13 protein-coding genes are annotated in these 15021 nt (G+C 68.6%); 11 read left to right on the top strand and 2 right to left on the bottom strand.

What is annotated here, in order from left to right; genetic code table 11:
* The first annotated feature begins 63 nt into the window (after window positions 1–63).
* The 4 genes from OG623_RS07860 to OG623_RS07845 all read left to right on the top strand — a co-directional run bounded on the left by OG623_RS07860 (window position 64) and on the right by OG623_RS07845 (window position 5129).
* Window positions 64–1185, top strand: coding sequence for a tyrosine-type recombinase/integrase (locus OG623_RS07860; protein ID WP_406145482.1), 1122 nt, complete (start codon window positions 64–66; stop codon window positions 1183–1185).
* Complete coding sequence (locus OG623_RS07855; RefSeq protein WP_267942484.1) at window positions 1182–1514, top strand: helix-turn-helix transcriptional regulator; 333 nt, start codon at window positions 1182–1184, stop codon at window positions 1512–1514. Before OG623_RS07860 ends, OG623_RS07855 begins: the two co-directional genes overlap by 4 nt.
* A gap of 1199 nt (window positions 1515–2713) precedes the next feature.
* Window positions 2714–3751, top strand: coding sequence for a hypothetical protein (locus OG623_RS07850; RefSeq protein ID WP_406145481.1), 1038 nt, complete (start codon window positions 2714–2716; stop codon window positions 3749–3751).
* 259 nt (window positions 3752–4010) lie between these two features.
* Window positions 4011–5129, top strand: a complete 1119-nt coding sequence (locus tag OG623_RS07845; RefSeq protein ID WP_406145480.1) for a hypothetical protein — start codon at window positions 4011–4013, stop codon at window positions 5127–5129.
* Window positions 5130–5257: 128 nt separating this feature from the next.
* Here the strand turns inward: OG623_RS07845 and OG623_RS07840 are convergent, their stop codons facing one another.
* Window positions 5258–5782, bottom strand: a complete 525-nt coding sequence (locus tag OG623_RS07840; protein ID WP_406145479.1) for a TerD family protein — start codon at window positions 5780–5782, stop codon at window positions 5258–5260.
* A gap of 205 nt (window positions 5783–5987) precedes the next feature.
* Between OG623_RS07840 and OG623_RS07835 the strand changes: the two genes are divergently transcribed.
* The 6 genes from OG623_RS07835 (at window position 5988) to OG623_RS07810 (ending at window position 11706) form a co-directional block, all read left to right on the top strand.
* Window positions 5988–6593 carry a YdbC family protein gene (locus tag OG623_RS07835; RefSeq protein ID WP_406145478.1) on the top strand — a complete coding sequence of 202 codons (606 nt, stop codon included), beginning with the start codon at window positions 5988–5990 and terminating at the stop codon, window positions 6591–6593.
* 94 nt (window positions 6594–6687) lie between these two features.
* The gene (locus tag OG623_RS07830) at window positions 6688–7347 is read left to right on the top strand and encodes a histidine phosphatase family protein (protein ID WP_406145477.1); all 660 of its coding nucleotides are present in this window, start codon (window positions 6688–6690) and stop codon (window positions 7345–7347) included.
* Between the two features lie 12 nt (window positions 7348–7359).
* The gene (locus OG623_RS07825) at window positions 7360–8271 is read left to right on the top strand and encodes an ADP-ribosylglycohydrolase family protein (protein ID WP_406145476.1); all 912 of its coding nucleotides are present in this window, start codon (window positions 7360–7362) and stop codon (window positions 8269–8271) included.
* Between the two features lie 202 nt (window positions 8272–8473).
* Complete coding sequence (locus OG623_RS07820) at window positions 8474–10198, top strand: DUF4153 domain-containing protein (protein ID WP_406145475.1); 1725 nt, start codon at window positions 8474–8476, stop codon at window positions 10196–10198.
* Between the two features lie 94 nt (window positions 10199–10292).
* Window positions 10293–11003, top strand: coding sequence for a ribonuclease HII (locus tag OG623_RS07815; protein ID WP_403998238.1), 711 nt, complete (start codon window positions 10293–10295; stop codon window positions 11001–11003).
* A gap of 58 nt (window positions 11004–11061) precedes the next feature.
* Window positions 11062–11706 carry a hypothetical protein gene (locus OG623_RS07810; protein ID WP_406145474.1) on the top strand — a complete coding sequence of 215 codons (645 nt, stop codon included), beginning with the start codon at window positions 11062–11064 and terminating at the stop codon, window positions 11704–11706.
* 66 nt (window positions 11707–11772) lie between these two features.
* Here the strand turns inward: OG623_RS07810 and OG623_RS07805 are convergent, their stop codons facing one another.
* A complete protein-coding gene (locus tag OG623_RS07805; RefSeq protein WP_406145473.1) occupies window positions 11773–12405 on the bottom strand; it encodes a hypothetical protein in 633 nt (210 codons plus the stop codon).
* Window positions 12406–12708: 303 nt separating this feature from the next.
* Between OG623_RS07805 and OG623_RS07800 the strand changes: the two genes are divergently transcribed.
* The gene (locus OG623_RS07800) at window positions 12709–14868 is read left to right on the top strand and encodes a RecQ family ATP-dependent DNA helicase (RefSeq protein ID WP_406145472.1); all 2160 of its coding nucleotides are present in this window, start codon (window positions 12709–12711) and stop codon (window positions 14866–14868) included.
* Window positions 14869–15021: the final 153 nt, after the last annotated feature.

The following is a 15021-nucleotide window of genomic DNA, read 5'->3' as shown; positions in this document are numbered from 1 at the left end:
CCCTGTTTCTGCTGGTCAGGCGTGTCGCCGTAACCGATTCAACGATGTTGCGTTGAATGCAACGTGACTAAAGCGGCTGAATTGGCTGGATCGGCACGTCTGCTACTCGTCGACGGTGTGGTGCACCTTGACCCCGCCCCAGCGATGTTCGCGGCGATGCTGGATGGGTGGGCGACGCAGCAGAGGGCCCGCTTCCTGAAGGCGGACACGATCAAGGCGAGGATCGATCTCGTACGACGATTCGCACATTTCACCGGGCAGTACCCCTGGCAGTGGCAGGCCCAGGAGGCGGAGGAGTTCATCAGTCATCTCCGGTCTGGTCCGCGGCCGGTGATGGTGTCGACGGCCCGGGGATACCAGAACGGACTCCGGCTGTTCATGGAGTACGTCACGGATGCGCGGTACTCCTGGCCAGCGGTATGCCAAGAGCGGTTCGACGCATCCCCCACCCAAATCCTGCACGAATGGAACACGGTTGCGCACGCTTCAGAATACGAGGGGAACCCAGGCCGGCGGCCGTTGACGTACGACGAAGTGCAATCGCTGCTGGACGCTGCGGACGCAAGAGTCGAGGAGATCCGAGCTCGCCGCCGGAAGGGGGCGGCAGCTGCCATGCGGGACGCCACACTGCTCAAGACCGTATACGCCTTCGGTCTCCGTCGAAGGGAAGCCTGGGGGCTGGACGTTGTTGACCTGCGGAGAAATCCGAGAGCCGCTGACTACGGCGCCTACGGGGCGTTGTTCGTCCGCTTCGGCAAGTCATCACGCGGCGGACAGCCCAAGCGCCGGACTGTACTCACCGTCCCCGAAATGGACTGGATTGTTCCCGTGCTTCAGCAGTGGGTGTCGGAGGCGCGTCCACTCCTTTCGCCGGGAAGTCACCCTGCGCTTTGGGTGACTGAACGCCGGGGCCGACTTTCCTGGCGAGGTATCAACGAAGCCTTCGAACAGGCTCGGAATGATGCTGGACTTCCCGAAGCGCTCGACCTGCACTCCCTCCGGCACTCGTATGTAACGCACTTGGTCGAGTTCGGCTACCCCGAGAAATTTGTGCAAGACCAGGTTGGGCATTCCTATGCTTCCACCACCGCGATTTACACAGGAGTCTCCGACGAGTTCCGCAATCGCTTAGTGCAACAATCGTTGCAGCGGCGGCACGCATCACTCTGGGAGTCGCAGCAATGATCAAAAAGATGGGCTATCGCTGGCACCTACGTCAGATCATGGCAAAGCAAGGCATGTTCCAGACCAGCGACCTGGTGCCGTTGCTCGCGGAGCGCGGTGTGCATCTGTCTCGCGAGCAGGTGTACCGCCTGGTCACTCAGCCGCCGCAACGCTTGTCCATGGACACGCTCGCAGCCTTGTGCGACATTCTTGGCTGCGGTGTTCAGGAGCTGATCGAAGTGACCACCGTTGAGCAATCGGTACGCAAGACCGGCACCGGGCCGTCGAGCGGCACCAGCGCACCTCCTCAACCACGACGGGCCTCGATTCGGCGCCCGGACTTCTCGTGAAACGCCATGAGCGCCTGGGCGAGGTTGTTGCCCTCCTTGCCCCGCAACTACCTTCACTGTCATTGTCTGAGCTGCGTGCAGTCGTAGACCGAGTCGCGCCAGAAAAGGCTCTGTACTGGCTACAGGAACACGTTGTCGAGCACTCTGACGCCTTGACCAGTGGCAGCGCGAAGCTACCTATGGCCATGTTCCGGCTGCTAACGGAACTGGAGTCCGCAGGGTGCACAGAAGTGGTCGTCCCGCCATGCGCCAGCTGTGAAAAGCGCCGAGTGCTTCGCCTCACCAACGGCGAAGGAGCACGCATCTGTCAGATGTGCAAAGCCCGCGCGACCGCACTTCCGTGCAGTCGCTGCGGGAAGACCGCACCAGTCAACGCCCGAGACGCCGGCGGTGCCATCTGCCGGAACTGCTACGGCAGCGACCCCGCACGGCATGAGGCGTGCACGGTCTGCGGGCGCGCGCGCCGAGTGGTGAACCGCGGCCCGGATGGGAAGCCCTTTTGTGAGGGCTGCTATTCCCGGCCTAAACGGAAATGCGTCCGGTGTGGTGATACGCGGCCCGTTAAAGCAAACACTACGTCTGGCCCTGTGTGCTCCAGTTGCTACGTTCATCCTCAGCGCTTGTGTGGTTCCTGCGGCCGTATACGTCGCATCAAGACCCGTGCGCGAGATGGACATCCGGACCTTTGTGGCAACTGCGATCCAGGCCCGACCATGACGTGCTCTTCCTGCGGGCGCGAACGTCCTTGCCTCCGTGTCACGACTGATACCCCGGTCTGTCGGAGCTGTCGAGACCGGCCGCAGCGGACGTGCGCACGGTGCGCTCGCCAGAGGCCGACAACAGCATGGTGGCCCATGGGTCCTGTCTGTGACGGTTGCTACCGCCACATCTGCGTGAACCCAGCTGAGTGTGTCATGTGCGGCGAACGACGTCCGCTGATCGGCATCGACGAACAGCAGCGCCAAGTCTGTGGCCCCTGTGTAGGCGTTGATCTGACCTATCCCTGTTCCACATGCGGCAACGCAGGCGATATTTATAGGAATGGAGAGTGTGCGCGATGTGTTCTCCGGGATCAGCTGAATGAGCAATTTGGCCCCACTGAAGGTACGCCGCTCCAGCCTCTCATCAGTGCTCTCGCCGCAGTAGAAAAACCGCGCTCGGTCTTGCTCTGGATGCGGAGGGGGAATAGCGGAGCAGCCATGCTGCGGGACCTTCTCATCTCGGGATACTCGGTAACACACGAACTGCTCGACACGTTCCCGGGCCGTCAGGCGGCAGTTCACTTAAGGCAGTTGCTCGTCCATGTCGCTGTTCTCCCGGAGCGGGACGAACACGTGGCAGGAATGGAACGCTGGCTGCAGAACTACTTGACCACCGTCGCAACCCAGCGCCGGAGTATCCTTCAGCCCTATGCGCAATGGGTTGTACTACGGCGAGTTCGACACCAGGCTAGCGCCAGAGGTAACACGACTTCCACCATCAAGTACGCCCGCACGCAAGTCTCCGTGGCTCACGCATTTCTGGAGTGGATCGAAGGGCAGGGGCTCTCCTTGGCGGATGTTCGGCAGCCACATTTGGACCAGTGGCTTGCTGCCGGCGCGAGCACACAGTGCAACCTGCGTGACTTCCTGCGATGGGCTCGGCGGTGCCGTCTCATCTCCGACCTTCACGTCCCCTGGCGGCCCGATGGGGAGCCCTCCAATTTCCTGGACGAGGACGAGCATCTGGCCTTGCTCCACCGATGCGTTCATGACTCTGGCCTGCCGCTGGACGTTCGGTCAGCGGGGGCCCTGACGCTGCTCTACGGCATGCCCGTAACTCGCATCGCTCAACTGGTGCATCAGGACATCCAGGTCCGCGAGGGCAACGCCTATATTCAGATGGGCAGCCACCCGCTGCTGCTGCCGCCCGCACTGGCCAGACTGCTCAACGAGCAGATGGAAAAGGCGACATCGCGGTCCCTCGTGGGGCGCCTAACTCCCAGAGCCGTTAGCTGGATCTTCCCAGGAGCTCTCGCTGGCCGTCCCATTGAGGGCCCCAAGCTCTCAGGGCGACTGCTGCGACACGGGATCGACGTCCGCGCCTCTCGCAACACTGCGCTGATGGCATTGGCCTCAGACCTGCCTGCACCGATCCTGAGCGAGATGTTAGGCATCCACATCAACACAGCCGTCGAGTGGGTTGGTCATGTGAAACGGGACTGGGCCGTCTACCTGGCTGCGCGGGGAGGGGGATGACGACCTCGACATCCTCAGCCAGGGGAATAGTGGACGTCGAGAATAGGTGCCCCGCCGCCAGGATTCTGGGCACCGCTGAGGCATAGGTTGCCTGGTCAGGGCGGTGGAGTCGGTCTTGAGGCTCCACCGCCTTCGGCGCATGTGACGCCTGGCTGTTGTGTTTGATGCAGCGTGCCGCCGCGTCGAGGGCTTGTCGCTGCGATCGCTGTCATGGCATTCTCCGGGGCATGATCAAGAGAATCGAGTCCCCCGTCCGCCGATGAGCGAGACGACCGGGGTAGGACTGCCCGGATCACCGACAACACTGTTCGACCATGCCCTCCGGCTGCATCAGCTGACTCCGGGGGAGCCGCTTCATCGCGACGGGGAGCCGTACCCCGACGACGGGGCGCACCGTCACCGGAAAGGCCCGCGAACACCTCAGGACCGGCACTCGGTCGGCAAGAACGCGGCGTTCATCCTCGATGCACATTTCGCGCGGGCCTCTGCCCTTCCGGATGCGTTGGCCGATGCCTTCCACGACGTCTACATCCCAATCCACCCCAACGAGCACATCGCCGCTGCAGCCGAGAAGGCGGACAGAGAGCGCGTTCGCCAAACGGGCCGCTGGCTGGTGCGACAAGGCACCGACCGATGCTCGGTCACCGTGGGACTGGCCCTGCTCGCTGCCGTGGGAACAGCCGATGACATCCCGTTGATTCAAACGATCGGACTGCTCTCCAACCGCTTCGGGCCACTGGCGGCGCATGCTTTCGAGAGTCGGCCAGGAGGAGTGGAGGCCCTGCTCTGGCTTGCCGAGCGAGTCACCGGCTGGGGACGCGTCTATGTCGTCGAAGCTCTCTGCAGACTCGACGACCCGGCTGCCCGACCATGGCTGCTTCGCAGGGCCTGCGACGGCGACTTCCTCAACGGATACTTCGCCGGCAAGGTCGCCACAGTCGCCAGACTCCATGAGGCGCTTGCAGACCTTGGTACCGACAGCGAGATGGTCGACCACATCGGTCGACTGCTCCATCTGATGAGCGACTGCGGGGGAATGGGGCTTACCCTCGCTCACTACCCCCATTCGAGAGCGGTTCTAGAAGCTCATGCTCGCCATGTGGGTTCGCTCAGCCCGACGAACGAGCGCTACTTCACGATCGCGGTGCTCACTCAACACCTGACCACGGAGCCTCCCGAGGCTGCGGGGTGCACTGCGACTCAGCAGGAAGCGCTCCGAGACACGTACCTCGAAGTCCTCGACCGAGAAGAGTGGACCGAGACGGCACGCGCCGGGTTCACTGCGGATGACAACCGGATGCGGTGGCTCGCCGACCACCGGGCGCCACAGCTGAGGCTGCGTGCGTTCCCCGATCGAGAGTCGGATACCGAGGAATAGCGCACGTCAGGAATAAGTGCTCTCCGCCAGTACACCGTTCATCGGGTGTGATCTCTGAGTGAGGTCCGAGTGAGGGGCGCCGGCCCAGGGCGGTTTCCAGGGCCGGCGCCCCTCACTCAACGCCTTTCTCAGCGGCTCCCCATCGCGGCGGCGAACGAATCGGGATCACCGTCGAAGCCGCGGACCACCTCGTTGAAGCCCCAGGACCCCGAGGAGTCCCGGATGAATTCGGCGACGACCGCGGCGGTGTTGCCGGCCACCGAGGAGAAGTCGTCCTCCGCCAGATTCGTATAGCCCTCGCGGATCTGCACACCCGTCTGTTCGACCTGACCGAAGGTCTTGTGGCCGTCGCGCTGCTGGATGGCCACGCCGACCACGACCCTGGCGTACGCGTCCGACAACCGGTCCAGTTCGAGCGTCATGACCTCGTCGAAGCCGAAGCCCTGCCCCGTCCGGCTGTCCCGGTCCAGCGTGATCGTCCCGTCCGGTGACCTGCTGTCGAAGTGCACGAGATAGACGGGACTGCCGTAAGGCTCTTCCGTCGAGTAGGTGGCGGCGATGATGTCCAGGTCGTTGTCGGGCTCACCGACGTCACTGGGATCCCACTTGACCCTCACTTCGACCTTCTCGATGTCCTTCTTGGGGGTGCTCACCGGACATGCCTCCTCGCTTCGGGACCGACGGACCGTTTGCCCTCCTCAGATCATCTCCGCAACTGTCCGTGGATCCAACCGCGTTGAGGACATACATCGCATTCGGGCCAGTGGGCTGGCCGGAGTTGTACGTGGCCGGCGACGGCCGGTCCCCGGGCGGTCCTGCGCGTGACCCGCGCCGCGCCCGGCGCCGTAGGATGGCGCGGTGCTGGTCAAGTGGATTCGCTGCACCGTGGTGGACCGCCACGGTTTCGAGCGGGGGCAGCGGAAGTGGGCGGCGCTGCTCGGGGAGCCCGGATTCCGGAGTCAGAGCGGTGGGTGGAGCCGGGGGCAGCCCGAGGTCGCCCATGTGTTCGCGTTCTGGGAGAACCGGGTCTTCTACGACTCCTTCATGGCCCGAGGCCATGACCGGATGGCCGCGGCCCAGTCAGGCATGTACAAGGACATGCAGGTCAAGCTCTTCGAGTACCGCTTCGACGTGAAGACCGGCTTTGTGCCGGATTTCACCGACGCCGACGTGGTCAGGGTCGCGCACAGCCAGGTGCACGAGGACCGTGTCGAGCACTTCTCGCTCATGCAGCAACGGGTGTGGAACCCGGCCATGGCGGGGTCGCCCGGGATGCTGCGTGGGGTCTGCGGAGAGGCTCCGGGGCATGAGTTCCTGGTGCTGTCCATGTGGCAGTCGAGCGCCGAACGGGGCAAGTACCGGCCCGAGGGTGTCGCCCGGCTCTCGGCCCGGGCGGAGACCGAGAGGGACGTCGAGTCGCTCACGGGTGACGTGGTGCGTCTCGAACCCTCGTGGACGGTCTGACCCGCACCGCTGCGGCCGTCTCCTTGGTCACACATACGCCCGATGGGGCCCGCACAATTGCTCGAACGCGCCCGACGGCATCTAGGGTCTGTACATGGCACGACCGCAACGCATCGTTCTCGTCCGGCACGGTGAATCCGAGGGCAATGCCGACGACACGGTCTACGAACGCGAGCCCGACCACGCGCTCAGGCTCACCGCGAAGGGCCTGCGTCAGGCGCGGTCGACGGGTTCCCGGCTCCGCGGGATGTTCGGCGACGAGCACGTCAGCGTCTATGTCTCGCCCTACCGGCGCACCCACGAGACCCTGAGGGCCTTCGCTCTCGAAGCGGAGCACGTACGCGTCAGGGAGGAGCCCCGGCTGCGCGAGCAGGACTGGGGCAACTGGCAGGACCGCGGCGACGTGAGGCTGCAGAAGGCCTACCGGGACGCGTACGGGCACTTCTTCTACCGCTTCGCGCAGGGTGAGTCCGGGGCCGATGTGTACGACCGGGTCGACGCCTTCCTGGAGAGCCTGCACCGCAGCTTCGAGGACCCCGACCACCCGCCGAACGTCCTGCTGGTCACCCACGGGCTGACCATGAGGCTCTTCTGCATGCGCTGGTTCCACTGGTCGGTGGCGGAGTTCGAGTCGCTGTCCAATCCTGGTAACGGCGAATCCAGGACGCTTCTGCTCGGTGAGGACGGCCGCTACACGCTCGACCGGCCCTTCGAGCAGTGGCGTACCCCTGAGCCGTACGGCATCACCGGATAGAGTGGAGGGGCGATGACCGCTGACTCCGCTTCCGACCGTTTCGAACGCGCTCTGGGCAGCCTGCGTGGACTGTCCGTGGGAGACGCCCTCGGCTCCCAGTTCTTCGTCCCGGCCCAGTACCCCCTGCTCAAGAGCCGTGAGCTGCCGCCCGGCGACTGGCAGTGGACCGACGACACCGAGATGGCCTGCTCCGTGCTCGCCGTGCTGGCCGCGCACGACCGTATCGACCAGGACGCCCTCGCCCACTCCTTCGCCCTGCACCATGACTTCGACCGGGGCTACGGGCCCGCGGTCAACCGGCTGCTGAGGCTCGTGCGGGAGGGCGGCGACTGGCGGGAGCTGGCATCCGGGCTCTTCCAGGGCCAGGGCTCCTGGGGGAACGGTTCGGCGATGCGTATCGCGCCGCTGGGCGCCTGGTACGCACACGATCCGGAGCAGGCGACCCACCAGGCCGAGATCTCCTCGTACACCACCCATCAGCACCGTGAGGCCGTCGTGGGGGCCATGGCCGTCGCGGCGGCGGCGGCCCTCGCCGCGGCGCCGGGCGGCCCGCCGAAGCCGGAGGAGCTGATCGACGGCGTCGTCGCTCTCGTGCCGCGCAGCGCCGTCGGCGCCGGGCTGCGCAGGGCGCGCGACATGCTCGACTACGGGGACGCGGGGACGGTCGCCGCGGTGCTCGGCAACGGCCGCCGGACGAGCGCGCACGACACGGTGCCGTTCGCCCTCTGGTCGGCGGCGCGCAGCCTCGGCGACTTCGAACAGGCCTTCTGGGCGACGGCACAGGCGGGCGGCGATGTCGACACCACCTGCGCCATCGTCGGTGGAATCGTCGCCGCGACGCGGGCCGGTGCCCCTCCGGCCGACTGGTCGGCCCGGACGGAAGAGCTGCCCGACTGGGTCCCTTCCGCCCCGGCGCGCCGCTGACCGACCGCACAGGCGCGGGCGTGGCAGGTCCACTGTCACGGTCCTGCCACAGCGTCGGACGAGGCAGGCCGAGTAAGCCGGGCCCCCCTTACCCTTTCGGCCACGCCGCCCTCATCGATCTTGGTGGGCGTGCGCCTAGAGAAGCCGGGGCCTTCGTGCCGCGATGTGCCGTGCGAGCGGACCCCGGTCGGGGAGGGGTCCCATGTCCGATCGTTCGTCCGATGCGCCTGCCGGGTCCGATGCGTCTGCCGAGTCCGGTGGTTCCGCCGGGTCCGACGCGTCTGCCGGGTCCGGTGCGTCTGCCGCGCCCGCCGCGGCCGGCCCGCCGAAGACATCACCTGAGCCATCACCCGAGACCGCACCCGGGATGCCGCCCGGGGCCGACGTATGGAAGCGCCCCGGACGGCATGAGCCGATCGGTCTGCTGACGCAACTACGGCCGCCGCCCCCGCCCGCGATCGGGCCGGCGACACTGGGAGCGGTCTTCGCCACGGCCCTGCTCGGTGCCCTGCTGCTCGCCGACGGCCTGGGCCCCAACCTGCTGATCGTGGCCGTGCCCGCCGCCTTGGGCGCCTTCTTCGCCGCACGCTCGGCCGGACGCGTGCTGCGGCCCTGGACCGCCGTCTGGGCGGTCGGCGGTCTGGGGCTCCTGGTGATCCCCGCGCTCCGTGACGCGGGGTGGCCGGTCTTCCTCGCCGTGGTGTCGGCCATCGCCCTCGGCTCGCTGGCCCTGCACGGAAGCCGCAGCTGGCCGGGTGTGTTCTTCGGATCGCTCGGGCTGTTCCCCTCGATCGCGGTCGGGGTGCGCTGGGGGTGGCGCGGGGTGCGCGACCGTACGGACGACTCCCGCGGCCGGATACGCACCGTGGTGCGCAGTGCGGCGGTGGCCGTCGTCCTGCTCGTCGTGTTCGGTGCCCTCTTCGCCTCGGCGGACGCGGCCTTCGCCGACCTGCTGGGCAGCCTCACCCCTGATGCGTCGGTCGGTGACAGCCCGTGGCGCCTGTTCCTCTTCGCCGTGGGCCTCGCGGGAGCGCTCGCGGCCGCGTACAGCGCCGCGGCGCCGGTGCGCTGGGACCACATCGCGGTCCGTCCGGGCAGAGCCAGGAACAGAGCGGAGTGGGCTCTTCCGCTGATCGTGCTCAATCTGCTCTTCGCCGCCTTCGTCGCGCTCCAGCTCGTCGTTCTCCTCGGTGGGTACGACAAGGTGCTGAAGGAGACGGGGCTGACGCACGCCGAGTACGCCCGGCAGGGCTTCTGGCAGCTCCTGTGTGCCACCGTGCTCATCCTGCTCGTCGTCGCCCTCGCCCTGCGCTGGGCCCCGCGGGGCGGGCCGCGCGACCGGACCCTGGTGCGGGGCGTTCTCGGCGCCCTGTGCGTCCTCACGCTGGTCGTCGTGGCCTCGGCGCTGCGCCGCATGGATCTCTACGTGGACGCCTTCGGGCTGACCCGGCTGCGGATCTCCGTGGCCGCGGTGGAGCTCTGGCTCGGGGTGGTGCTGATACTCGTCCTGGTCGCGGGCGTCCTCGGCGCCAGGCTGCTGCCGCGGGCCATCGCCGCGAGTGCGGCCGTCGGTGTGCTGGCCTTCGGGCTGATCTCGCCGGACGGGCTGATCGCCCAGCAGAACGTCGAGCGCTACCGCAGCGACCGCACGATCGACCTCGACTACCTCAAGAGGCTCTCGGCGGACGCCGTACCGGCCCTGGACAAGCTGCCGGAACCGCTGAGGTCCTGTGTCCTGGAGAACTTCCAGCGCGACCTCTCCCGCCTGGACACCCCGTGGTACGCGACCAGTTGGGGCGAAGTCCGGGCCAGGGACATCCTGGAGGAGCGTCCCGCCGACAGCGACACGACCGACTGCTACGGCCTCGGGACGGAGTCCGACCGGCGGGACGGGCAGGGGGAGGAACGCTCCGGCGACGCGTACTGAACGGCGCCGCCCCGCCGCCCCGGGGCATGTCGGGTGCCCTCGACGTGCCCCGGGGTGTTCTTGCCGTGTCCATCGGCGTAACCTGGCAGGCGCCATGCCGTACGAACCACCCACGCACACCGTCGAGCGCTCCTTGCGCGCCACGTCCGGTGCCAGGACCGTCGCAGGTGTCGACGAGGTCGGACGCGGAGCGTGGGCCGGTCCCGTCACCGTGTGCGCGGCCGTCACCGGACTTCGCAGACCCCCTGAGGGCCTCACCGACTCCAAGCTGATCAGCCCCAAGCGCCGGGCGGAACTCGCCCCGATGCTCGAAAAGTGGGTCACGGCCTACGGGCTGGGCCACGCGTCACCCCTGGAGATCGACGACCTCGGCATGACCGCGGCACTCCGTCTCGCTGCCGTCAGGGCGCTCGACGCGCTGCCGGTGCGACCGGACGCCGTGATCCTCGACGGCAAGCACGACTACCTCGGAACGCCCTGGAACGTCCGTACCGTGATCAAGGGCGACCAGTCCTGCATCGCCGTGGCCGCGGCCTCGGTGATCGCCAAGGTCCGCCGGGACACGATGATGGCCGAACTGGGCGCGGACACGGGGCAGTACGCAGACTTCGCCTTCGGCGCGAACGCCGGGTACCCGTCACCGGTGCACCGGGCCGCGCTGGAGGAGCGGGGGCCTACGCCGCACCACCGTCTCAGCTGGGCCTACCTCGACGCGCTGCCCAAGTGGCAGCACCTGAAGAAGGTCCGATTCTCCGCCGAGGCGGCGGCACTGGAAAGCGGGGGCCAGCTCGGCTTCGATTTCTGATCGCACAGGCGCACCCAGCCGCCGACGTGTTCGCGTCGGCTGTGAAAGACAACCATTCATGCCTCTCATCCCCGAGGAGCCTCAGATTCCCGAGAGCGCCCAGGGTCCCCGCGTCACTCCGGCCGCCGGCCGCACCGCGCCGACCCCTCGACCCGTACCCGGTCCGCGTTCCGCGGCCACCCCGCGTCCCGGAAGCCCCGGCCGCGGCCCCGCGAGGCCCGCGCCCCCGGCGCCGCGCCCGCACCCCACGTCCGCGTCTCCCTCGGCCGCCGCTCCGGCTCCCGCGGGACCGAAGCCGTCGCAGGAGCGCCTGGCGGCACAGTTCCAGCTGATTCCGGCTCCGGACGGCGGCGCCGTCGACGCCGCCGACGAGGCGGTGGACCTGCTGCTCGACTCCGGGCGTGCACCCGGCGACATCCTGGTGCTCACCACCGGCGAACAGCACGCCTGGGCCGCTCACGAGCTCTCCTTCGGAGAGACCGCGTACTGGGCGCAGCACGATGCGGGTGACGACGTCTTCTTCGCCCGCACGGCGGACATCGGCCGCTGCGCGACCCGCTCCGTGGTGGTCGTCGCGGTCAACGGCGACCTCGACGCCACCGCTGCTCGCGCGCTGTCCGACGTGCGTGAGCGCGCCGGCGCGCTGCTGATCGTGTGCGGAGACCCGCAGAGGATCAACTCGGCTCTCGGCGCGGGAGTCTGAGCCGCACCGAGTCGTACGTCGTGGGTCCCGGCCGTCCGTGAGGGCGTCCGGGGCCCACGTCCCGTCTCAGCGGGCGGCGCCGCGCCGCAGTGCCTCGGCCGCCCCGCCACCCGAGCTCAGCGGAACGGGGTCGTGTTCGGCGGAGGTGTCCGCCAGCGCGGACGGTCTTGACAGCAGCGTCGGTCTCCGGCCGCCCCTGCCCTCGCCGAGTACCTGCCAGCCTCCGCGCGTCAGGGTGATGTAGGCCCCGCAGCGCAGACCGTGCAGTGTGCAGGCGTCCCGCAGGCCCCACATCCATGCTCCGTCCTCCTCCGTCCAGCGCTCGTCGCCCTCGCGGCAGTAGAGCAGGACCGCGGTACGGACCGGGGTACGGCGGCGGAGATCATGAGGGATCACCCTGCGCAGATGTGCCAGCAGGGCGTTGCGGAACTCCCAGCCGTCCGTGGCCACGGCGGGCCGCCGGGCGAACGAGGCGCTGGCCGTGAGCCGTTCCTCATGGTCGAGTACGGCGACGACAGCGGTGGCCGGAGTCGGCCGGTGTCGTGCGTGGAGGCCGCTGACGACCTCGCGTGGACTGCGCAGCAGGGGTATGCCCGCCGCGGCCCACTCGGCCGGTTCGAGCATTCTGGCGACGTGGTTGACGGAGTCCGCGGACGCCGACCGTGAAGTGGCGGCGGACGGAGCGAATCCGAAGGTCACGGTCCTCCCTTCGCTACGCGCCCACGGTGCGGGCAGGGTCGGGTGAGGGCGCGCCGCGGCACAGCCCTTCCGGGCCCGCGAAGAGACCGTGCGGGGAGCGACTCCAATTCTTCCTGGCGTATCGGCAGGCGGCAACGAGCAATTGGCGCAGCTGACGGGTATCTGACGGAATGACACGGATATCCCTGCCCGTTCGGTGGCCAACGAAGCCATTCGGGGACCCTGGACCGCGAGGACCAGCGGAAACATGCACCGCGCTCGGCGGATTCGCCGATTGTCGGTGCCATCGGGTTGCATGGGGGCATGGACAACCTGGAGCTCCGTACCGAAGCCGATACCGTCCTCGCCGAGCTGGTCGGCGCCCCGGTGGGCGCGGCACGGCTGCGGGAGGACCAGTGGCAGGCGGTGGCGGCCCTGGTCGAGGAGCGTCGCCGTGCGCTGGTGGTCCAGCGGACGGGGTGGGGGAAGTCGGCTGTGTACTTCGTGGCCACCGCCCTGCTGCGCCGGCGCGGCTCAGGCCCCACGGTGATCATCTCGCCTCTGCTGGCGCTGATGCGTAACCAGGTGGAGGCGGCGGCGAGGGCCGGGATCCAGGCGCGCACCATCAACTCGGCCAACCCCGAGGAGTGGGAAACGATCTACGGAGAGGTGGAGCGCGGTGAGACCGACGTCCTCCTCGTGAGCCCGGAGCGTCTCAATTCGGTCGATTTCCGTGACCAGGTGCTCCCGAGGCTCGCGGCCACGACCGGACTGCTGGTGGTCGACGAGGCGCACTGCATCTCCGACTGGGGACACGACTTCCGCCCCGACTACCGCCGGCTCCGGGCGATGCTGGCCGAGCTGCCCGCCGGCGTGCCCGTGCTGGCCACGACGGCGACGGCCAACGCGCGCGTGACGGCGGACGTGGCGGAGCAGCTGGGCACCGGTGCGGGCGAGGCGCTGGTGCTGCGCGGGCCGTTGGAGAGGGAGAGCCTGCGGCTCGGTGTGGTCCGGCTGCCGGATGCCGCGCACCGGCTGGCCTGGCTCGCCGAGCATCTGGGCGACCTGCAGGGCTCGGGGATCATCTACACCCTGACGGTCGCGGCGGCCGAGGAGGCCACGGCCTTCCTGCGCCGGCACGGTTTCCGGGTGGCCTCGTACACGGGCAAGACGGAGAACGCCGACCGGCTGCAGGCCGAGGTCGATCTCCAGGAGAACCGCGTGAAGGCGCTGGTCGCCACCTCCGCGCTGGGCATGGGCTACGACAAGCCGGACCTGGGCTTCGTGGTGCACCTGGGCTCGCCGTCCTCACCCATCGCCTACTACCAGCAGGTGGGGCGTGCGGGACGCGGGGTCGAACACGCCGATGTGCTGCTGCTGCCGGGCAAGGAGGACGAGGCCATCTGGCGTTACTTCGCCGATACGGCGTTCCCGCCCGAAGCACAGGTCCGCCAGACCCTCTCGGCGCTCGCCGGTGCGGGCCGGCCGCTGTCGGTGCCGGCCCTGGAGGCGGCGGTGGACCTTCGGCGCGGCCGGCTGGAGTCGATGCTGAAGGTGCTGGACGTCGACGGCGCGGTCAAGAGGGTGAAGGGCGGCTGGACGGCCACGGGAGCCGAGTGGGTCTACGAGGGCGAGCGGTACGCGTGGGTCGCCAAGCAGCGTGCGGCGGAGCAGCAGGCCATGCGCGACTACGCGAGCACGTCCGGGTGCCGGATGGAGTTCCTGCGGCAGCAGCTGGACGACGAGGGGGCAGCCCCGTGCGGTCGCTGCGACAACTGCGCGGGAGCCTGGGCCGACTCCTCCGTCTCAGCGGAGGGACTGACGGGGGCCGCGAAGGAGCTGGACCGCCCGGGGATCGAGGTCGAGCCGCGCCGTATGTGGCCGACGGGGATGCCCGCGCTGGGCATCGAGCTCAAGGGCCGCATCCCGGCCAAGGACCAGTGCTCCACGGGGCGTGCGCTCGGGCGGCTCTCCGACATCGGCTGGGGGAACCGGCTGCGCCCGCTGCTGGCGGAGAACGCGCCCGACGGGCCCGTCCCCGACGACGTCCTCCAGGCCGCCGTGTCGGTCCTCGCCGACTGGGCGCGCTCCCCGGGCGGCTGGGCGTCGAAGGCGGCGGACGCCGGCGCACGGCCGGTGGGAGTCGTCGCCGTGCCGTCCCTGACCCGCCCGCAGCTGGTCGATTCCCTTGCCCGGGGGATCGCGGCCACCGGCCGTCTCCCTTTCCTGGGAGCCCTGACGCACACCGGGCCCAACGGCACGCACGCGGCGCGCCGCAGCAACTCCGCGCAGCGCCTCAAGGCGCTCTCCGATGCCTTCACCGTCTCCGAGGAGCTGGCCGACGCCCTGGCCGGCTCTCCCGGGCCTGTCCTGCTCGTGGACGACTGCACCGACTCCGGCTGGACCCTCGCCGTGGCCGCCCGCCTGCTCCGTCAGGCAGGCAGCGACCAGGTGCTCCCGCTGGTGCTGGCAACGGCGGGCTGAGCGGGCGCGAGGGGTACGGCACCCGGGCCGGGCAGGACGCCCGGACGAGCGCGCCGAACGGCTGAAAGAGGCTCATACCCCCATGTAACCCGACGCCTTCGGCACACGGCGAGCAACGGGCCGTACCTGTGGACAAGTTATCCACAGGGGGTC

Source organism: Streptomyces sp. NBC_01012 (assembly GCF_045162755.1).
Classification (GTDB): Bacteria; Actinomycetota; Actinomycetes; order Streptomycetales; family Streptomycetaceae; genus Streptomyces.
The sequence above is the reverse complement of the archived record's forward strand: the minus strand, read 5'-3'. Positions and strand labels throughout refer to the sequence as shown.